General features: G+C 63.0%; 25 protein-coding genes and 1 pseudogene. 13 read left to right on the forward strand and 13 right to left on the reverse strand.

The window, feature by feature from the left end; translation table 11 throughout:
• Positions 1-24: 24 nt before the first annotated feature.
• From nrdH to FXN63_RS23205, 4 genes are all read right to left on the reverse strand, one after another.
• Complete coding sequence (gene nrdH, locus FXN63_RS23190) at positions 25-258, reverse strand: glutaredoxin-like protein NrdH (protein ID WP_148817888.1); 234 nt, start codon at positions 256-258, stop codon at positions 25-27.
• A gap of 427 nt (positions 259-685) precedes the next feature.
• Positions 686-2104: a mannose-1-phosphate guanylyltransferase/mannose-6-phosphate isomerase gene (locus FXN63_RS23195; RefSeq protein WP_148819740.1), complete on the reverse strand. Its 1419-nt coding sequence runs from the start codon at positions 2102-2104 to the stop codon at positions 686-688.
• A gap of 233 nt (positions 2105-2337) precedes the next feature.
• Positions 2338-3903, reverse strand: a complete 1566-nt coding sequence (gene pgi, locus FXN63_RS23200; protein WP_148817889.1) for a glucose-6-phosphate isomerase — start codon at positions 3901-3903, stop codon at positions 2338-2340.
• Positions 3904-4016: 113 nt separating this feature from the next.
• The gene (locus tag FXN63_RS23205; RefSeq protein WP_148817890.1) at positions 4017-5429 is read right to left on the reverse strand and encodes a phosphomannomutase/phosphoglucomutase; all 1413 of its coding nucleotides are present in this window, start codon (positions 5427-5429) and stop codon (positions 4017-4019) included.
• Between the two features lie 236 nt (positions 5430-5665).
• On the opposite strand from FXN63_RS23205, the gene FXN63_RS23210 reads away from it, so the two are divergent.
• The 7 genes from FXN63_RS23210 (at position 5666) to FXN63_RS23240 (ending at position 12621) form a co-directional block, all read left to right on the forward strand.
• Entirely contained in the window at positions 5666-7144 is a 1479-nt protein-coding gene (locus FXN63_RS23210) for an oligosaccharide flippase family protein (protein ID WP_148817891.1), read from the forward strand.
• A gap of 92 nt (positions 7145-7236) precedes the next feature.
• The gene (locus tag FXN63_RS23215; protein WP_148817892.1) at positions 7237-8340 is read left to right on the forward strand and encodes an MraY family glycosyltransferase; all 1104 of its coding nucleotides are present in this window, start codon (positions 7237-7239) and stop codon (positions 8338-8340) included.
• A 35-nt stretch (positions 8341-8375) separates the two neighbouring features.
• Positions 8376-9206: a UTP--glucose-1-phosphate uridylyltransferase GalU gene (gene galU / locus FXN63_RS23220; RefSeq protein ID WP_148817893.1), complete on the forward strand. Its 831-nt coding sequence runs from the start codon at positions 8376-8378 to the stop codon at positions 9204-9206.
• Positions 9207-9327: 121 nt separating this feature from the next.
• Positions 9328-10521 carry an LPS export ABC transporter permease LptG gene (gene lptG, locus FXN63_RS23225; protein WP_148817894.1) on the forward strand — a complete coding sequence of 398 codons (1194 nt, stop codon included), beginning with the start codon at positions 9328-9330 and terminating at the stop codon, positions 10519-10521.
• Positions 10518-11336: a symmetrical bis(5'-nucleosyl)-tetraphosphatase gene (locus FXN63_RS23230; RefSeq protein ID WP_148817895.1), complete on the forward strand. Its 819-nt coding sequence runs from the start codon at positions 10518-10520 to the stop codon at positions 11334-11336. The genes lptG and FXN63_RS23230 overlap by 4 nt, the downstream gene beginning before the upstream one ends.
• Positions 11337-11443: 107 nt before the next feature.
• Complete coding sequence (locus FXN63_RS23235; protein WP_148817896.1) at positions 11444-12058, forward strand: hypothetical protein; 615 nt, start codon at positions 11444-11446, stop codon at positions 12056-12058.
• Positions 12058-12621 carry a FlgO family outer membrane protein gene (locus FXN63_RS23240; protein ID WP_148817897.1) on the forward strand — a complete coding sequence of 188 codons (564 nt, stop codon included), beginning with the start codon at positions 12058-12060 and terminating at the stop codon, positions 12619-12621. Before FXN63_RS23235 ends, FXN63_RS23240 begins: the two co-directional genes overlap by 1 nt.
• A gap of 94 nt (positions 12622-12715) precedes the next feature.
• On the opposite strand, the gene FXN63_RS23245 is transcribed toward FXN63_RS23240, so the two are convergent.
• The 7 genes and pseudogenes from FXN63_RS23245 to FXN63_RS23275 form a co-directional block, all read right to left on the reverse strand.
• Complete coding sequence (locus FXN63_RS23245) at positions 12716-13501, reverse strand: lysophospholipid acyltransferase family protein (protein ID WP_246164952.1); 786 nt, start codon at positions 13499-13501, stop codon at positions 12716-12718.
• A gap of 16 nt (positions 13502-13517) precedes the next feature.
• Entirely contained in the window at positions 13518-14810 is a 1293-nt protein-coding gene (locus FXN63_RS23250) for a dihydroorotase (protein ID WP_148817898.1), read from the reverse strand.
• Between the two features lie 4 nt (positions 14811-14814).
• Positions 14815-15762, reverse strand: coding sequence for an aspartate carbamoyltransferase catalytic subunit (locus FXN63_RS23255; RefSeq protein ID WP_148817899.1), 948 nt, complete (start codon positions 15760-15762; stop codon positions 14815-14817).
• A complete protein-coding gene (gene pyrR, locus FXN63_RS23260; protein ID WP_148817900.1) occupies positions 15755-16297 on the reverse strand; it encodes a bifunctional pyr operon transcriptional regulator/uracil phosphoribosyltransferase PyrR in 543 nt (180 codons plus the stop codon). Before pyrR ends, FXN63_RS23255 begins: the two co-directional genes overlap by 8 nt.
• A gap of 149 nt (positions 16298-16446) precedes the next feature.
• Positions 16447-16836 (reverse strand): annotated as a pseudogene (gene ruvX / locus FXN63_RS23265) (Holliday junction resolvase RuvX); the annotation flags it as partial.
• Positions 16829-17398 (reverse strand): YqgE/AlgH family protein, encoded by a 570-nt coding sequence (locus FXN63_RS23270; RefSeq protein ID WP_148817902.1) that lies wholly within the window; start codon positions 17396-17398, stop codon positions 16829-16831. The gene FXN63_RS23270 and the pseudogene ruvX, both read right to left, overlap by 8 nt.
• A gap of 199 nt (positions 17399-17597) precedes the next feature.
• Positions 17598-17762 carry a rubredoxin gene (locus FXN63_RS23275; RefSeq protein ID WP_148817903.1) on the reverse strand — a complete coding sequence of 55 codons (165 nt, stop codon included), beginning with the start codon at positions 17760-17762 and terminating at the stop codon, positions 17598-17600.
• Between the two features lie 113 nt (positions 17763-17875).
• Here FXN63_RS23275 and thiD point away from each other — a divergent pair, with 113 nt between their 5' ends.
• The 6 genes from thiD (at position 17876) to FXN63_RS23305 (ending at position 24578) form a co-directional block, all read left to right on the forward strand.
• On the forward strand, positions 17876-18772 hold the full coding sequence (gene thiD, locus FXN63_RS23280) for a bifunctional hydroxymethylpyrimidine kinase/phosphomethylpyrimidine kinase (protein WP_222863960.1): 897 nt from the start codon (positions 17876-17878) through the stop codon (positions 18770-18772).
• Positions 18773-18900: 128 nt separating this feature from the next.
• A complete protein-coding gene (gene thiE, locus FXN63_RS23285) occupies positions 18901-19611 on the forward strand; it encodes a thiamine phosphate synthase (RefSeq protein ID WP_425468748.1) in 711 nt (236 codons plus the stop codon).
• Positions 19612-19625: 14 nt separating this feature from the next.
• The gene (gene hemL / locus FXN63_RS23290) at positions 19626-20906 is read left to right on the forward strand and encodes a glutamate-1-semialdehyde 2,1-aminomutase (protein ID WP_148817905.1); all 1281 of its coding nucleotides are present in this window, start codon (positions 19626-19628) and stop codon (positions 20904-20906) included.
• A gap of 209 nt (positions 20907-21115) precedes the next feature.
• Positions 21116-22345, forward strand: coding sequence for a bifunctional glutamate N-acetyltransferase/amino-acid acetyltransferase ArgJ (argJ, locus tag FXN63_RS23295; protein WP_148817906.1), 1230 nt, complete (start codon positions 21116-21118; stop codon positions 22343-22345).
• Between the two features lie 188 nt (positions 22346-22533).
• Entirely contained in the window at positions 22534-23457 is a 924-nt protein-coding gene (locus FXN63_RS23300) for an ATP-binding protein (RefSeq protein ID WP_148819746.1), read from the forward strand.
• A gap of 2 nt (positions 23458-23459) precedes the next feature.
• Entirely contained in the window at positions 23460-24578 is a 1119-nt protein-coding gene (locus FXN63_RS23305) for a thiamine phosphate synthase (protein ID WP_148817907.1), read from the forward strand.
• 212 nt (positions 24579-24790) lie between these two features.
• Here the strand turns inward: FXN63_RS23305 and yacG are convergent, their stop codons facing one another.
• Positions 24791-24997 (reverse strand): DNA gyrase inhibitor YacG, encoded by a 207-nt coding sequence (yacG, locus tag FXN63_RS23310; protein ID WP_148817908.1) that lies wholly within the window; start codon positions 24995-24997, stop codon positions 24791-24793.
• Between the two features lie 77 nt (positions 24998-25074).
• A complete protein-coding gene (gene zapD / locus FXN63_RS23315; protein WP_148817909.1) occupies positions 25075-25833 on the reverse strand; it encodes a cell division protein ZapD in 759 nt (252 codons plus the stop codon).
• Positions 25834-25868: the final 35 nt, after the last annotated feature.

The raw sequence follows: 25868 nt of genomic DNA on the forward strand, positions 1-25868 counted from the left end.
CCCGCTCTGGCAAAAACGTCTTGCTTACGCAGCCAGCTGGGCCAGCGCGTTGATCTTGTCGGGACGGAAGCCCGACCAGTGATCCTGACCGGCGATGACCACCGGCACGGATTGGTAACCCAGGCCACGAACGGTCGTGAGCGCGACGTCGTCCAGCGTCAGATCGACTACATCGTAGGCGATGCCTTGCTTGTCGAGCGCGCGGTAGGTGGCAACGCATTGGACGCAAGCGGGCTTGCTGTAAACGATAACGCTCATGATATTCATTCCTTTAGAGTCACGGAATAGTGGTACGCGGGCTTGCCGGCTTGGTCAGGAAACAGACGTGCGAGCTCGCACTGCACCCAGCCTTCCGCTGACGGAAGGAAGTGATGAAATGACGATTTAACCCGGTCGAAATTCTTGGTAGTAACGAAGACTTGCTGAAGCCTTGGGACCTCAAAGGCCTTGCGCCACCTTGGTTTTCGGTGTTTTCCGAGGACTTTGGCGGCGACTTCCAAGACCAAATAATACTACATCTAGTGTCGCCGGCCGGCGGAATATCTACTGATTGATACAAGACAAAGAGCTTGACGCAAGCCTGAACAGGCCAATCGCTAGGCTTGGCGCGGCTTTCCAGCCAGGCATGAAAAAACCCGGCGTGCCATAAGCACGCCGGGTTTACCCTAGTGCTGTATCAGATGCGTCAGTTACGCCCGTAGGTGTCGCTGAAACGCACAATGTCGTCTTCGCCCAGATAGCTTCCCGACTGGATTTCGATCATTTCGAGCGGAATCTTGCCGGGGTTGCGCAGGCGGTGACGAACACCGTGGGGGATGTAGGTCGATTGGTTCTCGGTCAGCAGGAAGGTGTCTTCCCCACGTTCCACTTCGGCCGTGCCACGCACCACAACCCAGTGCTCGGCACGGTGGTGATGCATCTGCAGGCTGAGCGTGCCGCCCGGCTCGACCACGATGCGCTTGACCTGGAAGCGCTCACCCATGTCGATGGAGTCGTACATGCCCCAGGGGCGGTAGACGCGACGGTGCGCACGGGCTTCGGGACGTTCGGCTTTCTTCAGGCGGTCAACGATGGGCTTGACCAGCTGTGCCTGGCGCTTGTCCATCACCAGCACGGCGTCGGGGGTCTCGACGACCACCACATTGTCCACGCCCACGCATGCAACCAGGCGATCGGTGCTGAGCACCACGCAGTCAGATGCGCTTTCCAGCACGACATCACCACGGGTCACGTTGCCGCGAGCGTCTTTGGGGGAAGCTTCCCAGAAGGCGTCCCACGCGCCGACATCGGACCAGCCGCACGACAGGGGCACAACCTTGGTCTTGATATCGGTCTCGGCCAGCTTTTCCATCACGGCGTAGTCGATGGAGTCCGAGGGCGAGGCGGCGAAGGCTTCGGCCTGCACCACGGTGAATGGGCCTTGCACGTCAGCGGCAGCGAAGGCCTGCTCGACGGCGCTGTACATAGCGGGTTGCAACTGGCGTAGCGCCTTCAACCACGTGCTGGCACGCAGCATGAACAGGCCGCTGTTCCATAGGTAGTTGCCGCTGTCGACGTAAGACTGGGCGGTGACGGCATCGGGCTTTTCGACGAACTCTTCGAGATCGCGCAGCGCACCGTCCTTGCCTACGCGCAGGTAGCCGTAGCCCGTTTCGGGGCCGGCCGGCACGATGCCGAAGGTGACGATCAGACCTTGCTCGGCCGATGACAGGCCGGCTTCGATCGCACGGTGGAATGCGTCCAGGTCACCGATCACGTGGTCTGCCGGCATGACCAGCAGGACCGGATCTTCTTCGGCCGTGTGCAGCGCTGCCAGCGTCAGGGCCGGCGCGGTGTTGCGGCCAACCGGCTCGATCAGCACGTGTGCGTGATCCTGGCCCAGCTGGCGCAGCTGTTCGGCAATGATGAAACGGTATTCGTTGTTGCTGACCACCAACGGCGGCAAGCTTTGCGCCGCGGTGAACCCCTCCACGCGCCGGGCGGTAGCCTGGAGCATGGTTTCCTCTCCCATCAAGGGCAGCAACTGCTTGGGATGATGCTCGCGGGATTGCGGCCAAAGGCGCGTTCCCGAACCGCCGGAGAGAATCACGGGTTGAAGCTTGATGGGCACTGGAAGATCCCTGGGGGAAGAGAAAAAACGACGCGCACCCAAAGGTGCGCGTGTCATGAACCGGTAAATGTTACCGCAGGCCCCGACTCCGTGCATCGCTTCGATGTCACGGAGGGTAAGTTCAAGGGGCCAGCAGCCGAGAATGGGTAGCTTGAACGCGACGTTTCAAGGGGAATCCAGGCGTGAAATTCTGAGATGACTTCAAGTCTGAGGTCCCGATACCTGGGTCAAGTACGCAATACGTTGATCCAGTGCGCAGTCGACACGTCGTGCGTGGTGCCAGGCGCTTCACCGTCCAGCTCGCGCCCGATGCCGGCAGCCAGCACCTTGCCGTATTCGACACCCCATTGGTCAAAGGGATTGATGCCCCACAGCACGCCTTGGGTGAAGACCTTGTGTTCGTACATGGCCAGCAAGGCACCCAATGTATAAGGCGTCAGACGGGGCAAGACGATCAGGGTGGACGGCCGGCCGCCCGGGTGCACGCGGTGACGCGCCAACCATTCGGCTTCTTCCGGGTCTTTGGTCATGCGCTTGGTTTCCGCCAACGCGGCATCGAAATCCTTGCCTTGCAGCAGGGCTTCGCGCTGCGCCAGGCAGTTCGCCAGCAACAGACGGTGGTGTTCCGGGTGCGGGTGATCGGCTTCCCGGCAGACGATGAAGTCGACCGGTGCGCCATCGGTACCCTGGTGCAGCCACTGGAAGAAGGTGTGCTGGGCATCGGTGCCGGCCATGCCCCAGACCACCGCCCCGGTGGGTACGGTGGAAGGATTGCCGGCCAGGTCCACGCTTTTGCCCAGGGACTCCATGTCCAGCTGCTGCAAATAGGAAGACAGGAACACCAGGCGCGCGTCGTAGGCAGCAATGTTGAGCGAACCATAGTTCAGCACGCTGCGGTTGGCGACACCTGCCAATGCCAGTTGTACCGGCGCATTGTCTGCCAGCGGCGCGGTGGCGAAGTGCTTGTCCATGGCTTCTGCACCGAACAGCAATCCTTCATAGGCATCGACGCCGATGGCCAGCGCCACCGGCAGGCCAATGGCCGCCCACAGCGAATAGCGGCCACCCACGTAGTCCCAGAACTGGAAGGTGTGCTCGGGCTTGGCCCCGTAGGCGGCGGCAGCCTTGGGGCTGGCCGTGACGGCCACCAAGTGGTCTTTGGGATTTTCCACCCCGCCCTTGCGCAGCCAGTCGAATGCACGTTCGGCGTTGCGCAGGGTTTCCGTGGTGGTGAATGTCTTGGACGACACGATGATCAGTGTCTTGTGCGGGTCGAGCCCGGCCACTGCGCCCTGCACCGCGTGGCCATCGATGTTCGACGCGAAGCGGATGCGGATACGGGTGCCGGTATTGCCGAAGGCACGCACACACAGGCGCGGGCCCCAGTCGCTGCCACCGATCCCGATGTGCACGACCGAGGTGAAACGGCCTTCGGACTGCACCTTGCGGGCAAATTCGATGACTCGTTGGCGCTCGCGCGCCACTTCCGCCGGCGGCTCGCCACTGCGCAGCGCTGTGTGCCAGGCCGCACGATGCTCGGTGGGATTGGCAATGCCGCCTTCGAACAGCGTCTTGCGAGCCTGTTCGAAGTGACGCGCCTTGAGCAGCGCTTCAGCAGCAACTTCAAGTTCGGGAGATTGCACCTGCCCGCTCAGGTCCACGCTCAGGCTGGCGGCCTTGATGACGCGCAGCGACGACGCGCGGCGGTCGGCAAGCGGCACTTGTTTGGCAAACTCGTCCCATTCGGGCACTTCGGTCAGGGGACGAATCTCGGTCGAAAAGGCAGCGGGCATTGAGTGGCCAGTCAGGGTAGGTGCAAGCTCGGGTGGAGCAAGGTCAGTGCGTGGTTCAGCACTTTGGTCAATAGTGGCCGGCGAAAGCCGACGCGCGCCGCGCCGGCCAGCCATCAGAACGGCAACTTGGCGTCAGGCGACACGCGCAGGATCTGCGCGCGGAACACGTCCTGAATGCGCTTCAGGGCGGCGTCGTCATTGGCTTCGAAGCGCAACACCACCACCGGGGTAGTGTTGGACGGACGGGCCAGACCAAAGCCATCGGGGTACTCGGCACGCACGCCGTCGATGGTGATGACTTCCGTTGCGCCTGGGAATTCGCCCTTTTCCTGCAAATCGGCCACCAGGTCGAACTGTTCGCCGTCCCCGGTTTCCAGCTTGAGTTCCGGGGTGGACACGGCTTGCGGCAGCGCTTCCAGCACGGCCGACGGATCAGCCGAGCGCGACAGGATTTCCAGCAGGCGGGCGGCGGCGTACAGGCCGTCGTCGAAACCGTACCAGCGTTCCTTGAAGAACACGTGGCCGCTCATCTCACCTGCCAGCGGTGCGCCGGTTTCCTTCAGCTTGGCCTTGACCAGCGAATGGCCAGTGCGCCACATCAGCGGTTCGCCACCGGCCTTGCGGACTTCTTCGGCCACATAACGGCTGCACTTCACGTCATAGATGATCTGCGCGCCGGGCACGCGGGACAGCACGTCCTTCGCGTACAGGATCAGTTGACGGTCGGGCCAGATGATCTGGCCAGACTTGGTGACCACGCCCAGGCGGTCGCCATCGCCGTCAAAGGCCAGGCCGATCTCGGCGTCGGTTTCACGCAGCGCGCGGGCCACGTCTTCCAGATTGTGCGGGTCGGCCGGATCGGGGTGATGGTTGGGGAAGGTACCGTCCACATCGCAGAACAGTTCCACGGCGGGTGCGCCCAGCGCTTTCATCAGCGCGGGGGCCACTGCACCAGCGATGCCGTTGCCGGCGTCGATGATGACCTTGATCGGACGAGCAAGTTTGACATCGCCGACGATGCGGGCGATGTAGTCCGGCACGATGTCCACGTTGCGGACCGTGCCTTTTTGCAGCGCAGCAACCGGCAGACCGGCTTCGATGCGGGCGCGCAGCGACTGGATCGCGTCGCCGTACAGCGCATCACCGCCGATGACCATCTTGAAACCGTTGTACTGCGGCGGGTTGTGGCTGCCGGTGATGGCGATGCCGGCACCGGTGTCGAGCGTGACGGCGGCGAAGTACACCAGCGGCGTCGGCACCATGCCGATGTCGATGACATTGATGCCGCCTTCGGTCAGGCCCTGGATCAGGGCCGCAGACAAGGCAGGACCGGACAGACGACCGTCACGACCAACCACGACTTCGGTCATGCCGCGCTCGCGCGCCTGTGCGGCGTACGCGCCACCCAGTGCGTAGGCGAATCCGGGGGTCAGCACGGTATCGACCACGCCGCGGATGTCATAGGCCTTGAAGGCGGACGAGAAAGAAGGGCTCTTCGTATCGGGTGCGGTGTACGTGGTAGACAAAGGACTCACCTGAGGGGGTAACAGTTACCGGATTATCGGGCAGGGATGCGCCGATCAGCAGGAAATGTACCGAATACGTGTATCAATTTTTAAGCTGAACCGCATTTCAGGGGTATGGATGCGGGCTTTAGCATCGTATTAATAGTTGCAGCGTAAAATCCGGCGCCAACTGAAACGGAAAACGCCTTGCTCAACTCGTCCATACGCCCCATCGCCGAAGGTAGGCCATCACTGCCATGATGCAGCGCGTATCGACAGGCGTACGTGCGGTAGGCTGGTCCTTGGCGGGTCAGTCGCTGCCTATCGTCTTTGCATTGCTCACCATTCCCTGGCTGCTGCACCAGCTCGGCGATGAGCGCATGGGTTTCATTGCGCTGACCTGGGTGGTGTTCGGCTACATGGGTCTGCTGGACCTTGGTCTGTCCAGGGTAGTGACCCGACAGGTTGCCGTGCTCGACCGCCGGGGAGACATCGCCACGGCAGGTGCCTTGCTCTGGCGGGCACACCGGATTGCACTGACCGCAGCGGTGGTCTTTGTTGTGATCGTGGGCATTGCTGTCTATATATGGTTGTCCGGCGCAAATCGCCTGACGCCTACCGTGGCCCAGGAGGCGCGTGCCGGGCTGCCCTGGCTGATGATCGCCATCCCGGCTGCTGTCGGCTCCAATATATTGAGAAGCGGTGCGGAAGGCCTGCAACGCTTCGCGCTTGCCAACTCGCTGCGCATGACGGCCAGTGCCTTTGCTTACGCTGCCCCGGCGCTGGCCACCGCATTCGCCCCCCGGCTGGACCTGGTCTTTGCGCTGATCGCCGTCAGCCGCATCATTCTGTGGGCCTTGCACTGGATACCGGTGCGCCGGCTGCTGCCGCCCAGCAAACACCCGGTAGAACTGGGCCACATGATGCGCGAAGGCGGCTGGCAGAGCATTTCCGGCCTGGTCGGACCGCTGATGACAACGCTGGATCGCCTGATCGTGACCGCCGTGGCGGGCATGTCCAGCCTGAGCTTCTACGCCATCCCCCAAGAGGCCATCGGCCGGCTGCAGATCGTGCCGACGGCGGTGTCACTGGCCTTGTTCCCGCGCATGTCGGCCAGTGCCGATGGCAATGACCACACCGTCGGCTCGCGCCTGGCGGCGGCCAGCGAGCGTTTTGTCGCCCTGGCGATCCTGCCGATCATCGGCGGTGCTATGGCGCTGATCCCCGCTGCGCTGGCATGGTGGCTGGGTGAGCGGTTCGCCGCGCAAGGAACCCTGTGCGCCCAGATCCTGCTGGTGGCCGCGCTGTTCAATTCGCTGGCACATGCGCCATCGGGGCTGATCCAGAGCCGGGGCCACGCGCGGGTCACCGCGTCGGTCCATCTGCTGCAGTTGCTGCCTTTTGTGGCGGCGGTGGGCGTGCTGACCTACTGGCTTGGCGTCACGGGTGCCGCGCTGGCATGGACACTCCGAGCCGTCCTGGATTACCTGGTGCTGGGATCGCTGGCCTACCGGCCGCGCTGGTCACAACGACGCGGTTCGCAGATCGGCGCAACCGGATGGGCACTGATCATTGTGACCCTGACGCTGGGCGCTTGCCTGAGTCAATGGCTGGCGGGACGTCCTGGTGCATTGCTGGGTGCCAGTGTGTTGCTCGGCCTGGCAACCGTTGTCGCAGGCTGGTATTTGTTGCTGATCGACGCCGACCGCGCCCGCATTCGCCAGATTATCGGCTGAGGGCTGCGCCAAGCACGCACGGGCGGCCCGAATCCGACTATGCTTGCGCCCCGCGAGCGCGCCGATCAACCTAGATACTGCAACGACGAAGCGTGTATTCCTTTGGCATTTCCCTGCTGGTCTCCCTGTGCATTTCCCTGCTGATCGTTCGCTGGGCGCAGGGTACTGGCCAAGCATATCTGCTTGATCACGAACTCGACGGCGTGCAGAAAATGCACGACACACCCGTGCCACGTGTGGGCGGCGTGGCGATTTTCCTGGCCGCGCTGGTCGGTGCCGGCCTGATCTGGCTGCGCGATTCCTGGAACGGCGCCGCCATTCTGTGGCTGATCACCTGCTCGCTGCCGGCGTTTGCCGGCGGCGTGGTGGAAGACCTGACGAAACGCGTGCGCCCCCGCTGGCGCATGGCCTGCATGGCGGTGTCCTGCTTGCTGGCCTTCTGGCTGGTGTCGCTGGCCATTCCACGTACTGAAATCGTTGCGCTCGACTCCATGCTGATCGCGTGGCGACCGCTGGCGCTGGGTCTGACCCTGTTTGCGCTGTTGACGATCACCAACGCTGTCAACCTGATCGACGGTTTCAACGGCCTAGCCGGTGTGGTCACCACCCTGATCTTCGGCGCGCTGGCCTGGGTCGCCTACCAGGTTGGCGATTCGCTGGTGCTGTCGGCCAGCCTGATGCTGGCTGGCTCGATCGTTGGCTTCCTGTACTGGAACTACCCCCACGGTCGCATTTTCCTGGGCGACGGCGGCGCGTATTTCCTGGGCTTCATGGTGGGCGCGCTGGCGATTTCGCTCGTCCAGCGCAATCCGGTGGTGTCGGCGTGGTTCCCGGTACTGCTGCTGGCCTACCCACTGGTCGAGGTTGCCTTCTCTATTTACCGGCGCAAGATCGTTCGCGGCACCGCTTCCGGCCAACCGGACGCCGCGCATTTGCATCAATTGATCTTCAAGCGCGTGGTGGGACGGGCCTCTGGCGAGCGGGTCAATGACGCGCCTGCATTGCGCAATGCCCTTACCTCACCGTATCTTTGGGCACTGTCTTTGCTGGCTATCGGCCCCGCAGCCATCTGTTACGACCGGACACCGATGCTTATCGGACTGTTCTGCGTATTTTGCGTGTCTTATGTATGGTTGTACCGACGCATCGCAACACTACGCGTGCCACGTTGGTTGCTCAAGCTACGCAGACGCTAGGCGCTTTCCTGAATCCAAAACGAGACCCACCCCTCATGAATCCTGTTCGCACCGCTGTCTTCCCGGTAGCCGGCCTCGGCACCCGCTTCTTGCCCGCCACCAAGGCAATGCCCAAGGAAATGCTGCCCGTGGTCGACAAGCCACTGATCCAGTATGCGGTTGAAGAGGCGGTAGCCGCCGGGATCACCAACCTGGTGTTCATCACCGGTCGTCACAAGCGCGCGATCGAAGATCACTTCGATTCGGCACCGGAACTGGAAGCCGAACTCGAACGCAAGTCCAAGCACGAGCTGCTGGGCGTGCTGCGCGGCATCATCCCGTCGAACGTGAATTGCATCTATATCCGCCAATCGGCACCGCTGGGCCTGGGCCACGCCGTGCTGTGCGCAGAACCGGTGGTCGGCCGTGACCCGTTTGCCGTGCTGCTGGCTGACGATCTGATCGATTCGGACGTGTCAGTGACCCGCCAGTTGATCGAAGTTGCACAAGCCCAAGGCGGCAGCGTGCTGGGCGTGCAACAAGTGCCGCGCGCCGAGACCAACCGCTACGGCATCGTGGCAACCTCGCCGGTTGACGATCGCACCGAGCGCGTTTCCCACATTGTGGAAAAGCCCGCGCCCGAGGCAGCACCGTCCACGCTGGCTGTGGTTGGCCGCTACGTGCTGGAAGGCGAAATCTTCGACAAGCTGCGTCACCTGGGTACCGGTGCTGGCGGCGAAATCCAGTTGACCGACGGCATCGAAGCCCTGCTGGCCGAGCGCAAAGTGTTTGCGCACCGCTACGAAGGCGAGCGTTTCGACTGCGGCAACAAGGCTGGTTTCTTCGCAGCAACCATGGCCCTGGGCCGCAAGTACCACGGTTTCTGATAAAAGACGCAATGCTCCTCTTTCGCGCAACGCTCGTTGCGCGAGTTCCCTGCGTTTGAGTTTCTTGCGTTTGAGTTCCCTTCGTTTGAGTTCCCTGCGCTTCTTTGTCTAGCCTGCTGCCTTGAAGACTGCCCGTCGTTACCTAGCCCGCGAGATTTATCGATCGGCTGCCGTTGTCGTGCTTGCCTTGATCGGCTTGTTCACGTTCTTTTCCGTCGTTGACCAGCTCGATCAGGTAGGACGCGGCTCGTTCAAGCTCTACCACCTGTTCTATCTGGAATTCCTGGCGCTCCCGACCCGGCTGTACGACCTGTTGCCGATCGGATTGCTGATCGGGGCCATTCTGGGGCTGGCGGGGCTGGCGCAGCGACACGAACTGGTGATCTTGCGGGTGTCGGGCGTAAGCGGCATGAAGCTGCTGCGCATGCTGTGGCTGTCTTCGATCCCGGTGTTGGTAGGTGCGCTGCTGCTGGCGGAGTTCCTGACCCCGTTGGCTGAACTGAAGCTCAGCGAAGCCAAACTGGCGCTGCGTGGTGACGCCGGGCGCTCGAACATTCTGCGCAGCGGCTATTGGTTCCGTGAGACCAATTCCGCTGGCGGACTGCGGGTGATCAATGTCGGTGCCTTGCGCGGATCGCACAATGCGGCGGTCGTGACGGTCTATGACTTCGATCAGGCGCAGGAACTGAAGACCTTGATGGCGGCGCAAACCGCCACCTTCGAAGCCGGAAAAATGCAGTTGCAGCAGGTGATGATCAACACCATCCACCCGCTGGGCAACCCGAATGACCCTATTTCACCCGACACCAAGCCGGTCGAGGTGCATTCGGAAGCCACGCACGAAATCAGCACCACCCTGACGCCTGAGCTGCTGCTGGCGCGGGTGCTGACCCCTGAACGCATGTCGTTCCTGAATCTATTCGAATATATCCAGTACCTGAGCGACAACCACCTGACTGCCGACCGGCAGATTGTGGCGGTGTGGCGCAAGCTGATCTATCCGTTCACCTTGCTGGTGATGATCGCCATTGCCGCCCCGCTGGGGTTTGTGCAGACCCGTAAAGGTGGCGTGGGCACCAAGGTGTTCGCGGGCATTTTGCTGGGTGTGGGCTTCTTCCTGCTGAATCAGCTGTCGCTGAACATCGGCATGCTGAACAAATGGCCGGCCTGGGTGACGGCCATCGTACCGAACGCGTTTGCGCTGGTCTTGGCCATGACCGCCCTGCTGCTGATGGAAAACCGTAACGCCATTGCCTTGAAGATGGCCCGGCTGACCGGACGTAAACCGCCCCCACCGCGCCAGGCTCCGACATGAGTACCTGGGTAGTGGGCGATTTGCAGGGATGTTGTGAATCCCTGGATGCGTTGTTGGCGCAGCCCTCGATTGCGGCCGACGCCGACGCACGGTTCTGGTTTGCGGGTGATCTGGTCAATCGGGGGCCTGCTTCGCTGGCCACCCTGCGACGCGTCAAGGCCATGGGTGCGCGTGCACTGACGGTGCTGGGCAACCACGACCTGCACTTGCTGGCAGTTGCCGCTGGCATTCGTCCCGCCAGCAAGTCGGACACCATCCAGGAAATTCTGGACGCCCCGGATGCGATCGAGCTGATCGACTGGCTGCGCATGCAGCCGCTGGCCCATTTCGAGAACGGACACTTGCTGGTGCATGCCGGTGTGCTGCCGGACTGGACCGCCGAACAAGCCGTGGCGCTGGCCGATGAGATCGGTGCAGTGCTGCGCGGCCCGCTTTGGCAGGCGTTTCTCAGCCAGATGTACGGCAACGAGCCGCGTCGCTGGAAGGACAGCCTGCAGGGCAGTGACCGCCTGCGTGTGATCGTGAACGCGCTGACCCGAATGCGATTCTGTTCCGCCAAGGGCGAAATCGACTTCAAGACTAAAGACTCGGCCAAGGCACCGTCGGGCCTGTACCCCTGGTTTGACGTACCAAAACGCGCCACCAACGATGTGACTGTGGTTTTTGGGCACTGGTCGACGCTGGGGGTGGTGGAACGGCCCAATCTGCTGGCGCTGGATTCCGGCTGTGTCTGGGGTGGCCAATTGACGGCTATCTGCCTGGAAACCCGTGAAAAAGTGCAGATTCAGTGCCCGCAATACCAAAAACCCGGATGATTTGCGGCATTGCCGCGACAATTACCCGGTAAAGCCACGTCTGTTCCCAAGACAGCGGCTCGGCCGTGCGTCTATGCTCGGCAGATAGATTCCTGCGAGACATTCCAATGAATATTTTCCGGCTGGCCTCGCTGGCCTTTGTTGCGCTCTGGCTTGCCGGATGCGCCCCGCGTGGCGACCTGCTTGCCGATGACGATATGCAGCCGAGCGAGCAACAACGCCTGCGTACCTTGCCGCAGTGGGACAGGCTTGCCAATGAATCGGCCATCCCCGGTGGCACGCCCGCCGCTGAAGTTCAGGTGATCGAGCGACGACGCCTGCGCGCGCTCCAGCAATGGGACAGGCTTGCCAACGAGGTTGCCGCACGCGCATCCGAGGCTGTCCGTCGCCAGGAAGGTCCGCCGATGCCGGTGTATGTATCCGGTACGCGCGCCACGCCCTTTGACGACAGTTTCGTAGAACTGCTGCGCACGCGCCTGGTGGACCATAACGTTCCGGTTGCCACGTCGCTGATCGCCGGCGGGCTGGAGCTTCGCTTCGATGCCCAGGTGATTTCCCAGCAGAACGAAGTGCTGATCAGCACCGCGCTTCAGAACAACGACCTGTATCTGTCGCGCACGTCGAATTCCTACCGCATTACGCGCGCGGAGCAGTCGCTGTATTACCGTGCGCCGCCTCCGGTGCCCACGGTCGTGAAAACCTGGCAGACGGTGCAATGGTGATGAATCGACGAGTTTTTTGTGCTGCCGCGCTGGGCGCATCGGCCCTGGCGCTGGCGGGCTGCGCCCCTACGCCTGAACAGGCCGCTGTACGCACGGATCTGATTGCTGCCAACTACGAGGCCGTCGACATCCTGCTGGCGGGGGTGCAGCTGGCACCGAACGAGCCGCTGCTGGTGGCCACCCTGGTGAGCCTGGATTCGCTCAACGAGTCGTCGCGCCTGGGGCGGCTGTTCTCGGAGCAGATTTCCAGCCGGATCACCGCGCACGGCCATGCGGTCGAAGAACTGAAGCTGCGTGAAAACCTGTTCATTCAGCAGGAAGGCGCGCTGCTGCTGTCGCGTGAAGTGCGTGAACTGACGCAGACGCATCGTGCGCAGGCCGTTGTGGTGGGCACCTACGCATCGTCGCGCAACATGCTGTATATCAGCCTGAAAATCGTGGTGCCGAACGGCAACCGCGTGGTGGCGGCGCATGACTATGCCATGCCCATCGACACCAATATCCGCGACCTGCTGATGGTGCGGTCAATGGGTTACGGCGGCTACGGCAAGATCGTTCGTTAACGGTAGTTGGAACATTGCATGTCGTCAGCAGGTGGCGATATGCAATCTTCGGTGGTGCGTTTGGACGACGGGTGAGCTTGGCCAGCAGGTGAGCTCAGACCACCTGCGCGACACGCGCCTCGGTTGCCGGCTCGGCAACTTCTTTGATGACTTCGCGCCGGATGGCTTCATAAGCCCGGCGCGCAACCACCTGGCGTTGCACATCGGGTTCGTCGGTACCTGCCAGTTCGGGCAGAAACACCACATCCACCGACACACCACCACCGCCCCACAGCTTCCACACGTTCTGCGCCAGGGACTGATCGCCCACATACGCGGCGAAGTCACTGCGTTTACCGTGATGGCGATAGCACAGCGCCACCGGCTGAATCGCAGCACCACTGCGCAAGGCGGCTTCGAACAAGCCGCCGTGGAAGTGCAGCACGTCCAGGCCATCGGATGTCGTGCCTTCGGGGAACAGGCCAATACGCTGGCCGCGCTCGAAGCGTTCGCGCATCAATTCGCTGATACGCGGCACGGCGCGGCGGTTGCCGCGTTCGATGAACAACGTGCCCACGGACGCTACCAGCAAGCCCAGCACCGGCCAGTTGCGGATTTCCTGTTTGGCGATGAACGAGGTGGATTGCACCCCGTTCAACAGGAAAATATCGACCCAGGACACGTGATTGGCAATCCACAGACCGCCTTTGCCGGTCAGCGGTTTACCGCGCACATTCACGCGCACGCCAGACAGGCGCAGCAAGCCGCGCGACCACCAGCTGACCAGACGCGCGCGCCGATCCTGACCCGCCCAGCTGTACAGCAGCAGCATCACAACGAATGCGAGCAACAGCCAGCACAGCACGGCCACCAGATGAACACCGAAACGAAGGACTTGCATCAGACGCGCGCCGCCATCACGCAGGCAGTTCGTACACGATCTGCCCGGCCACCACGGTGGTGCGCACCCGGGCGGGCAGCTCCATGCCGAGGAACGGCGTGTGTTTGCCCTGGCTGAGCAGCGTCGAATCGTTCACCGTCCAGTAGGTGTCGAGATCGACCACGCACAGGTCGGCGAGCGAGCCCTTGCCCAACTGACCGCAAGACGGCAATACCTTGCTGCCCAGCACCCGAGCCGGGTCGATGGTGACGCGCGCAATGGCATCGCTCAAAGAGTGACCACCGTCCATGGCCCACTTCACGGCCAGCGACAGCAGCAATTCCAGACCGGTGGCACCGGCTTCTGCCTCGGCAAACGGCAACAGCTTGTTGTCGTCATCGACAGGCGTGTGATCCGAGCAGATGGCATCGATGACGCCGTTGGCCAGGCCAGCACGGATCGCATCGCGGTCGCGCTGACCACGCAGCGGCGGAATCAAACGGCAGTGGGAATCAAAGTAGCCGATGTCCACGTCGGTCAGATGCACGTGATGGGCGCTGACGTCGCAGGTAACGGGCAGACCTTCGGCACGTGCCTGGCGAATCAATTCCAGGCCAGCCGCGCTGGAAATACGGCACAGGTGCAGGCGTGCACCGGTGGCGCGTTGCAGCTCGAAAATGGTGTGCAGCGCAATGGTTTCGGCCATGACAGGGATGCCCGACAAGCCCAGACGCGAGGCCATCGGGCCGGCGGCGGCGACACCATCACGGGTCAGCCACGGGTCTTGGGGACGCAGCCACAGCGCGTAGTCGAAGGTCTTGGCGTACTGCATGGCGCGCAGCAGCACGTTGATGTCGGTAATCGCCACATCGGCTTGCGAGAAGGCCACGCACCCGGCTTCGGTCAATTCGGCCATCTCGGTGATGACTTCGCCTTTCAGGCCGACGGTCATGGCGCCCAGCGGATACAGATGCGCCTGGTTCAACAGCCGGGCACGATGCTTCAGCATCTCGACCAGACCGGGTTCGTCCAGCGTGGGATCGGTATCGGGCGGCAGCACCAGGCTGGTGACACCACCGGCCAACGCCGCGCGCATCTCGGATTCCAGCGTGGCGCGGTATTCGAAACCGGGCTCGCGCAGTCGCGCCGACAAATCGACCAGCCCGGGCAATACCGCCAGGCCCTTGGCGTCGATGACGCGGTCGGCCACAAAATCGGCCGGCGCATCGCCGATGCCGATCACCCTGCCGGCTGCGATGAATACGTCGTGCAAACCGTCGACACCATTGGCCGGATCGATCAGGCGACCGCCTTGAATATGCAGTTTCATGGCCTCACGCCCCTCCAACAATGCTCATGACGGCCATGCGGACCGCAATGCCGAACGTGACCTGATTCAGGATCACAGCCTGCTTGCCATCGGCCACGGCCGACTCGATTTCCACCCCGCGATTCATCGGGCCGGGGTGCATCACGATGGCGTCAGGAGCCGCCAGCGCAAGCTTCTCCTGCGTCAGGCCGTAGTGCTTGAAGTATTCCTGCGCCGACGGCAGCAGCGCACCGCGCATGCGCTCGTTCTGCAGGCGCAACATGATGATCACGTCCACGCCACGCAGGCCTTCTTCCATGTCGGTGTAGACCTTCACACCCATCTGCTCCATGCCTGCGGGCAGCAAGGTCAACGGGCCGATGGCACGGATTTCCGGCACACCCAGGGTGGACAGCGCATGGATGTCCGAACGTGCCACGCGCGAATGCAGAATGTCGCCCACGATGGCCACACGAAGGTTGTGGAACTCCTTCTTGTAGTGACGGATCGTGTACATGTCCAACAAGCCCTGCGTGGGATGCGCATGGCGGCCGTCACCGGCGTTGATCACGTGCAGATGCGGGGCAACGTGCTGGGCGATCAGGTGCGGGGCACCGCTGGACGCATGGCGCACCACGAACATGTCGGCCTGCATGGCCGACAGATTGTTGATGGTGTCCAAGAGCGACTCGCCCTTGCTGGTCGAGGACGCATTGATGTTCAGGTTGTACACATCGGCCGACAGGCGCTTGGCCGCGATCTCGAAGGTGGTACGCGTGCGCGTGCTGTTCTCGAAGAACAGGTTGAACACGCTTTTGCCGCGCAGCAGCGGCAGCTTCTTCACGTCGCGTTCGGCCAGCGGCACGAAGGATTCGGCGGTGTCCAGGATGTGCGTGACGATGTCGCGCGGCAGCCCTTCAATGGTCAGCAGGTGCGTCAGCTCGCCGTGCTTGTTCAGTTGCGGGTTACGCATCGCGAGACTCCGGGATGGGTTCGAAGGTAAGCACAAAACGGGCGTCCTGCTGCGACAGCACCACGCTGGTGCCGGCCGCGACGTCCAGGTGAGCAGCCACAAAGCCGGCTTCCACCGGCAATTCTCGGCCGGCACGTTCCACCAGCACCGCCAGGCGGATGGATGCCGGACGGCCATAGTCGAACAACTCGTTCATGGCAGCACGGATGGTGCGCCCGGTGTACAGCACGTCGTCGATCACGATGATGTGCTTGTCGTCCACCGGGAACGAGATGTCGGACGGCTTGACCTGCGTGTGCAGGCCGATGCGGTCGTAGTCGTCACGGTAGAAGCTGATGTCGAGTGTGCCCAGTGCAGACGCCAGCCCCAGGTCGGCATGCAGCCGTTCGGCCAGCCAGGCACCACCGGAATGCAGGCCGACCAGGTGGACGCTGCCAGCGGGCAGCGCGTCGATCCACCCACGCATGGCGTCACGCAGCACGGCATACAGGGCTTCGGCGTCTGGCGCCGGCGAAGGACTGGCGGAGAGGGTCATCAGGAACTCGTCTCGGGGGAAATGGGGGGCGGGGCGTCGGAAGACTGCGCAGCGACAGGCGGCGCATCAGCACCCTCGCCGTCTGGCACTGACGCCGCTGGCGACTTCGCAACCGGCATCGCTGTGGGCAGCTCAATGGCCAGCGGATCGTCGAAATAACGCTGCAAAATCACGGCAGCAGCCAAGGCGTCGTCGCCTTCGCCACGTTTCAGTTTCCGCTGGGACTGCGCGATCATCGACGAATACCGCTCGTCCACCAGCACCACCGGCAGGCCAAAGCGGCCATAGATCTGATTGGCGAAACGGCGGCATTGGACTGTCATGGGCTGCTCGCCGCCGTCGGCGGCCAAAGACAGGCCGACCACGATGCGCTGCGGTTGCCATTCCTTGAACAAGGCGGCAATCCGGGCGAATCGGGAATCACGGGTGCCGGCAGGAATGATTTCAAGCGGCCGGGCTTCGCGCATCAGCGTATTGCCCATGGCCACGCCGATTCGCTTCACACCGATGTCAAAGGCCAACAGGGTTTCTTCAGGCATGCCCTGCTTCACCCGCCAGCATGATGGGATCGATGCCAAGCAGGCGCAGCGCAGCGGTGAAGCGGTCGCTGGCGGGCACATCGAAGATCACGGCCGGGTCGGCCAGCACGCTCAGCCAGGCGTTTTGCGCAATTTCGGATTCAAGCTGACCCGCTTCCCAGCCCGAATACCCCAGTGTGACCAGGATTTGCGCCGGCCCTTCGCCATTGGCAACTGCCTGCAGCACATCGCGAGAGGTGGTCAGCGCCAGGCCCGAGCCCACCGCCAGACTGGAACCATAGGCACCAATCGGAGCGTGCAGCACAAAACCGCGGTCGGTATGCACCGGACCGCCGAAATACACCGGGGAATCCTTGATCGGCGACGATTCGAGCGGCATGTCGATACGCTCGAACAGCGTCGCCATGCTCAGATCGGTAGGCCGATTGATGACCAGGCCTAGCGCTCCGTCGGCATTGTGTTCGCACACATAGATGACGGCACCAGCAAAGTTCGGATCGACCATGCCGGGCATGGCGATCAGGAACTGATTCGATAAATCGATGGGAGAGGCGTCGCTCATGGCTTTATTGTAATGCGAGGGTGAAGCCGGTCAGGCTGCATATGCCTAATATGCCTATGTAGCACGCGCCTATGAATACAGGCGTATCAGGCTAGACATATCAGGCGCATTGCCTTGTCGCGGCACACGCAGACCGCCACAGCATTCACCACAAGGTGGACGTCCGACGAGGTCGGCAGACGCTTGCAGAATTTTCAGCTCAGACTTCGACCATCTCGAAATCTTCCTTGCGCGCATTGCACTCCGGACAGACCCAGTTGGGCGGCACGTCTTCCCACCGGGTGCCGGGCGCAATACCGTCTTCGGGCCAACCGGTTTCCTCGTCGTATATCCAGCCGCAGATGAGACACATCCAGGTACGCATTGGGGGTTCTTTGGTGAGCATCAATTAGAATCCCCAATCTTACCGAATCACCGTGGACCGCGTGCCCGTCTTCCAGCGCATGCGCAATCCCGTTTCTGGCTGTTGCACACAGTTTGACCGCTCAGACTCCTCCCCCTCCTTTGATGATCTGCCTGTCGCCGTCGGACCCTACCGGCGGTGGCGGTATCCAGTCCGACCTGCTCACCGGTGCCAGCATGGGTTGCCACGTGCTCAGTGTGCTGACCGGCCTGACCGTACAAGACTCTGCCGGCCTGGAAGACTCGCGCCCGATCAACTCCGACTGGATCGATGACCAGGCGCGCTGCCTGCTTGAAGACATGCCGGTGCGTGCCATGAAGGTGGGTGGCCTGTTCACCACCGAGGCCGTGAGCGTGGTGGCCGAACTGTCTGCCGATTACAGCGCCCTGCCGCTGGTGCTGCACCTGGGCGCCGACCCCCCGGAAACGCCCGATGCCGAGACGGAAGATGGCGCGGAAGACGTGCTTGCCGCCACCATCGAACTGCTGGTGCCGCAGTCGAAGCTGGTGGTGGTCGATCGTCAGCGCCTGAGCCAGTGGCTGCACGACGGGGTGCTGATCTCGGACACCGAAGGCGCGGAAAGCGATGCCGAAGATGCGGTGCAGATGCTGCTGGCGCTGGGCGCAGAGCGCGTGCTGACCACCGGCCTGCACGAGCCGGGCGAACAGGTTGTCAACCATCTGTACGGTGCAGACGAGCCGACCGTGGCCTACCCCTGGCCGCGTCTGCCCGGCAATTACCGAGGTGCCGGCAGTACGCTGTCGACGGCTGTGGCCGCGCTGCTGTCGCACGGCCTGGATATTCAGGACGCGGTGGCCGAGGCGCAGGACTACACCTGGCAGGCACTGTCGGCAGGTTTTCGCCCTGGCATGGGCCGCATGTTGCCCGATCGTTTCTTCTGGGCCCGCAAGGCCGCAGCAGAAGCGGCCGAGGCAGCTGCAGCCGGGCTGGATGCGGAAACCGAGGACTGAGCGGGTTGCATGTAGATCAACCTCGTAGACCAACCTCGTAGATCAACCACGCAGATCGAACCATGACCGAATCGGGTGGCATTGCATGAGCACGACAGCATGAGCAGGAACCCATGACCCCCAGCACACTGAACACGTCCACCTCGTTGGCGGGCGTCTACGGCTTGACGCCCGAATGGGACGACACCGATCGCCTGATCGACGGCGTGCGCGCCGCTGCCCGGGGCGGCATGCGCGTGCTGCAACTGCGCCGCAAGCTGGTTACGCCCGAGCAACGCCGGGCGCAAGCTCTGGCCTTGCGCGACGAAACCCTGAAACTGGGGGTGCTGTTCATCATCAATGACGACTGGCGACTGGCGCTGGACGTGGGCGCAGACGGCGTACACCTGGGGCGCGACGATGGCGACATTGCCGCCGCACGCGCTGCCGGCCCGCATTTGCGCATTGGTGCCACCTGCTACAACGAACTGCCCCGCGCCCAGGCGGCGCTGGCAGCGGGTGCCGATCACCTGGCCTTTGGCGCAGTCTTCGGTTCTCCCACCAAACCGGCCGCCGTGCACGCGCCGCTTTCCTTGTTTGCCCAAGCGCGTGCGCTGCCTGGCGCAGCACACGTACCGCTGGTGGCCATCGGCGGCATCACGCCAGACAACGCTGCGCAGGTGACGGCAGCCGGTGCCGATGCACTGGCGGTCATCAGCGCCCTGTTCGACAGCGCGGACATCGAGGCCACGGCGCGCCGCTTGCATCAGGCGTTCAGCGCGCAGCCTGTTGGTTCCGCTGGCGCAGTGCCGGCCGCGACTACCTCCGCGATTTCCCCTGCGCTTCCCCCTATTCTTTGACCGGACCTACCCCCATGAGCCGTAACGCAGAATTGTTTGAACGCGCCTCCCGCAGCATTCCTGGCGGCGTGAACTCGCCGGTGCGGGCCTTTCGCTCGGTTGGCGGCACGCCGCGCTTCCTGACGCGCGCTCTTGGCCCCCACGTCTGGGACGCCGATGACAAGCAATACATCGACTACGTCGGCTCCTGGGGTCCGGCCATTCTGGGCCACGCCCATCCGCAGGTGATCCAGGCGGTGCAGGAAGCGGCCGTCAACGGCCTGTCCTTCGGCGCGCCCAGCGAAGGCGAAATCGAGATCGCCGAACTGCTGATCGAACGCCTGCCGTCGATGGAACAGGTTCGCCTGGTCAGCTCGGGCACCGAAGCCACCATGAGCGCGATTCGCCTGGCGCGTGGTTTCACCGGCCGCGACAAGCTGATCAAGTTCGAAGGCTGCTATCACGGTCACTCCGACAGCTTGCTGGTCAAGGCGGGCTCGGGCATGTTGGCCCTGGGCAACCCGACGTCTGCTGGCGTGCCGGCCGAATTCGCTGCCCATACCCTGGTGCTGGACTACAACGACCTGAACTCGGTGGAAGCCGCTTTCAATGCCTTCCCGGACCAGATCGCCTGCATCATCGTGGAGCCGATTGCCGGCAACATGAATCTGATCAAACCGCTGCCGGGCTTCCTGGAAGGCCTGCGCGAGCTGTGCACCCGCCACGGCGCGGTGCTGATCTTCGACGAAGTGATGACCGGTTTCCGCGTCGGCCCGCAAGGCGTGCAAGGCCTGTACGACATCACGCCCGACCTGACCACGCTGGGCAAGGTGATTGGCGGCGGCATGCCGGTGGGTGCCTTCGGTGGCCGCAAGGACATCATGGCCTGCATCGCCCCGCTGGGCGCGGTCTACCAGGCCGGCACGCTGTCGGGCAATCCGGTGGCCGTGGCCGCTGGTATCCAGACCTTGAAGCTGATCGACAAGCCTGATTTCTACCCGCGCCTGGAAGCCCAGACCATCAAGCTGGTCGATGCGCTGGAAGCCGGTGCCGCAGCAGCCGGCATTCCGTTTGTGGCGGATTCGGTGGGCGGCATGTTCGGCCTGTATTTCAGCGAAAGCATTCCGACCAGCTTCGCCCAGGTAACGACCTCGGACCGTGAACGCTTCAACGCCTTCTTCCACGGCTCGCTGGCAGGCGGCGTGTACTTTGCGCCGTCCGCCTACGAAGCCGGGTTCGTGTCGATCACCCATGATGATGACGTGATCGAAGCAACGCGCGCCGTCACCGACCTGGCGTTTGCCGCACTTCGGTAACTGCTCGCCGGCAGACTTGCTTGGCAGCCCTGACCTTGTTGAGATCGACCGCTGATATCAACCACCAGGCACGGGCTGCAATCCAACAATTGCTGACCATCTCCTGGCCCCGAAACACGGCAGCACGGCTGCTGTGGCCCGGGGCCTGAGGCAAAATATTCCCCCTGCGGTGTGCGCAAGCCGCCCGCCCCCTTTTTTCCAGGATCGACATGGCCGTCAATCTGCATATCCCCGCCCAGGAAGACATCTTCGGCGTTCCCGGCATTGAAATCGGCGTGACCGAAGCCGGTGTCCGCAAAGCCAACCGCCGCGACCTGACGGTGTTCCGTCTGGCCGAAGGCACCTCGGTGGCCGGCGTGTTCACGCTGAACCGCTTCTGCGCCGCTCCCGTGCAAGTGTGCCAAGCGCACCTGGCACAGGCAGGCAACGGCATTCGCGCGCTGGTCATCAACACCGGCAACGCCAACGCGGGCACGGGTGAACCGGGCCTGGCCGCTGCCAACGCCACCTGCGATGCCGTCGCCAAGCTGCTGGACATTGCGCCCGCACAAGTGCTGCCGTTTTCCACCGGTGTGATTCTCGAACCCCTGCCGGTGGACCGCATCGTTGCCGCCCTGCCCAAGGCTGTGGCTGCGCTGGGCCCGAACCAATGGTTCGAGGCCGCACACGGCATCATGACCACCGACACGCTGCCGAAGGTCGTGTCGCGCAAAGTCCAGCTGGGCGGTAAGGACGTGACCTTCACCGGCATCAGCAAGGGCGCGGGCATGATCCGCCCGAACATGGCGACCATGCTGGGCTTCCTGGGCACCGATGCGGGCATTGCCCCGGCGCTGCTGAAGGAACTGGCCCGTGAAGTGGCCGACAACTCGTTCAACCGCATCACCATCGACGGCGATACCTCGACCAACGATTCCTTCATCATCGCGGCCACCGGCAAGAGCGGCCTGCAGGTGAACGACCGCGCGCACGCCGATTTCGCGGCACTGCGCCAGGCGCTGGTTGACGTTGCTGCCGAACTGGCACAACTGATCGTGCGTGATGCCGAAGGCGCGACCAAGTTCATCACGGTGAAAGTGGAAGGCGCTGGCAGCACGGAAGAAGCGCTGAAGGTGGCATACGCCATCGGCCACTCGCCACTGGTGAAAACCGCTTTCTTCGCCTCGGACCCAAATCTGGGCCGCATTCTGGCGGCCATCGGCTACGCCGGCATTGCTGACCTGGACGTGGGCGGCGTGAACATGTGGCTGGACGACGTCTGGGTGGCCAAGAACGGTGGCCGCAACCCCGACTACCAGGAAGCCGACGGCCAGCGCGTGATGAAGCAACCAGAAATCCTGGTGCGCATCGATCTGGGTCGTGGCAACGTGACCGACACGGTCTACACCTGCGACTTCTCGCATGAGTACGTCAGCATCAACGCTGATTACCGCTCATAAAAATCTGACGCTGGTTTCAAGACTGGTCTAAAACCAGCCTTGCAATCGACCTCATAGGCGGCTCGCAAGCGCCGCGTTCAAACCGGCCCTGAAAGCCGGTTTTTAAAACACTGCTCGTAGAAACCGGCCGTGGAACCTCGGCCGCAAAACACCTGCCTGGAGACGATGTGAGCACCCCCGAACCGACCCTGCCCGCCGCCGACCTGATCCGTCTGGTCGGCCGCGCCGAACGTGTGCTGGCCCAGCTGGAAGCCTGGCTGCCGCCGGCTCCGCCGCCGATCGACTGGACGGCGCACGCGTTTCGCTGGCGTCGGCGCGGGAATCAAGGCTGGTTGGAGCCGGTGCAGCACATTGCGCGCATCGAGCTCGATGACCTGCAACACATCGATCGCCAGAAGGAAATCATTGACCGCAACACCCGCCAGTTCCTCGCGGGTCGTCCGGCCAACAACGTCTTGATGACCGGTGCCCGTGGCACCGGCAAAAGCTCGCTGGTGAAGGCCATGCTGGCGGCGCACGCCCCGGCAGGTCTGCGCCTGATCGAAGTCGACAAGGGTGACTTGTCCGACCTTCAGGAAATCGTCGATCAGGTGGCGCCCCGCCCGGAACGCTTCGTGGTGTTCTGCGACGACCTGTCGTTCGAGGAAGGCGAAGCCGGCTACAAGGCATTGAAGTCGGTGCTGGACGGCTCGATTGCCGCATCGACCGACAACGTGCTGATCTACGCGACCTCGAACCGACGTCATCTGATGCCGGAGTACATGAGCGAAAACCTGTCGACCAAGCACCAGACCGATGGCGAAATCCATCCTGGCGAAACGGTTGAGGAAAAGATCTCGCTGTCGGAGCGCTTCGGCCTGTGGCTGTCGTTCTACCCATTCAAGCAAGACGACTATCTGGACATCGTCGAACACTGGCTGCGTGACCTGGGTGTGCCGGACGCATCGATCAGCGCCGCGCGCCACGCCGCCTTGCAGTGGACCATTGAACGCGGTTCGCGCTCGGGTCGGGTGGCATGGCAATTTGCCAAGGACTGGGCAGCGCGCCAGGCTGCGGCAGGCGACGCATTGCCGGCCGGGCACGTGACCGTTAATCCTGTGGCGGACTATTGATCATGAACCTGCAAGCGGGCCAGGAAGTGCGAAAGGTAATGGAAGTGGCGGCAGGCGTGCTGCTGCGCGCCGACGGCAGCGTGCTGCTGGGCCAGCGCCCGGAAGGCAAGGCCTACGCCGGTTGGTGGGAACTGCCCGGCGGCAAGCTCGAACCCGGTGAAACCGTGCTGCAAGCCCTGGCACGTGAACTGAAAGAAGAGCTTGGCATCGACGTGACTGCGGCCACCACCTGGGTGACGCACGAACACACGTACCCGCACGCGACCGTGCGCCTGCACTTCTGCCGGGTGACCGGCTGGCATGGCGAGCCGCGCGGCCTGGAATCGCAGGACGTGCAGTGGGTACAGGCCTGGCGTGCCGAAACCTCGGCCATTACCGCTGCAGTGAACGCGCGCGAAGCACGCATTGCGGCGCTGGCACCCGATGCCTCGCCCGAGGCACACGTGGCTGCCACGGCGCTGTCGGTCGAGGAAGGCCTGGGCCTGACCTTGTCGCCGCCGGTTGGCCCCCTGCTGCCCGCCACCTTGCCGCCCATGCGCTGGCTGCAGGTGCCGGATATCTACGGCATCACCGGCATCGACAACCCCGACAATCTGTCAGCCTTCATGCACAAGCTGGATTCCGCGCTGGCACGTGGTCTGCGCCTGGTGCAATTCCGCGAACCGGGCTGGCCCGAAGGCCCGAATGCGCCGTCGCTGCTGGCGGTATTGCGTGATGTGATCGAACGCACCCACGCAGCCGGTGGCCGTGTGCTGGTCAACAGCGTGCACCCGGCCGCCTGGTGGAACGAGGCCGACGGCGTGCACCTGCGCGCCAGCGATGCCAGTGGCCCCCGCCCCGACATCGCCCCCGGAAGCTGGGTGGGCGTCTCGGTTCATGCCGCACATGACCTGGCCAATGCGCGCAAGCTGGATGCAGACTTCGTGGCACTGGGCAATGTGCTGCCCACGCCCTCGCATACCGACCGGGCACCGCTGGGCTGGCAGCAATTTGCCGCGCTCAATCTCCAGGCGGGCTTGCCGGTATTTGCGCTGGGCGGACAAGGGCCGGACACACTGGCGACCGCGATTGGTCACGGCGCGCATGGGATTGCGGCGATTCGTGGGGTGTGGGACGAATAAACGGAACGAACAAGAGGCTGGGTAAGCGCGGGTCGATCAGGTCAGCGCTGAATATCCAGATGTGAAACGGGGCTCAGGTCAAAAACCTGAGCCCCGTTTTTTTCAGACAGCGTCGGAAAAGAATTGCCTGTGGCAGTCATGCCGCCAACCGACGCGACACGTCTATTGCAGCGGTCTATCGAGGCTGTACATCAAAGCAGCCCATCGAAGCCTCACTGCAGCTTGTACGTATCCAGCTTGTCGGGCGCGTCACCGCTCAATCCATCGTTTTCCAGCGGTGCGCCAGGAATCGAGAACTTCTCGGCGGCCCATGCGCCCAGATCGATCTTCTTGCAGCGTTCCGAGCAGAACGGTCGATACGGGCTATCCGGGCCCCATTCGACCGGACGCGAACAGGTGGGGCATTTCACTTTGGGCATTGCGGCAACAGTTCCTGGGTGGGGGCAGACCTCGGCGTCGCGCTACGAGGTGAACGCAACACCGCTTCCTGCAATATTCAGGGGTTCGCGCACAGGGCGAACTGGAATGGCACGTCGTGCGACACCGGCTGCGGGCGCATCGCGCCGTCCTGGCTGAAAAATCGGATGGACGCCATGTACTTGTTGGCGCTGATCTCGGGAAACACGCCCAACTGCGGGTCGATATACACCCGCATCAACAAGTAGCCCTTGCCGTCCAGCGGACGACGAAAGTTACCTTGTTGCGCCAATGCATCGACCCGTTGGCCGGATTCACGCAGCAATTTCAGCGCAATCGCCAGGCCATGACGCAACGGCAACAAGGACGATGTCCATTCGATGAAATCCTTCTCGCGAAGTTCCGCCGGTTTGTGACGCCACGCATGGTACGACGGCAGGTCGAATTCACAGACGCCGCCCGGGATCGCCAGGCGGCTGCGAATGCTGTTCAACCAGTCGTGATCGCGCAAAGCCTGACCCGGTTTGCCGGTGGCCACGGTCAAGGCGGCAATCGCCTGCTCGATGTGGCCCAGCATGGTCGCCAGCAGATCCTGATCGACACCGGGGTGTTCGCGCAAACCGGCCAGCGACTGGCGTTGCTTCTCCAGATCCTGGGCAAGATCACTGCGCACGTCGGCACGCGCAGTCACATCCAGAATGTCAAAAAGCAGCGTCAGTGCAACGTGATGCTCACGTGCATCGCCGCGCCCGATGAAGAAAAACAGCTTCTCGAACAGGTCTTCAAGCCTAAGCAGCGTGCGAATCCGCTCATTGAATGGGTAGTCGTAAAGAATCACGTTTGCCCGTCCGGGTCGAATGCATGATGTACCCA

It is taken from the genome of Pigmentiphaga aceris (genome assembly GCF_008119665.1).
Lineage (GTDB): Bacteria > Pseudomonadota > Gammaproteobacteria > Burkholderiales > Burkholderiaceae_B > Pigmentiphaga > Pigmentiphaga aceris.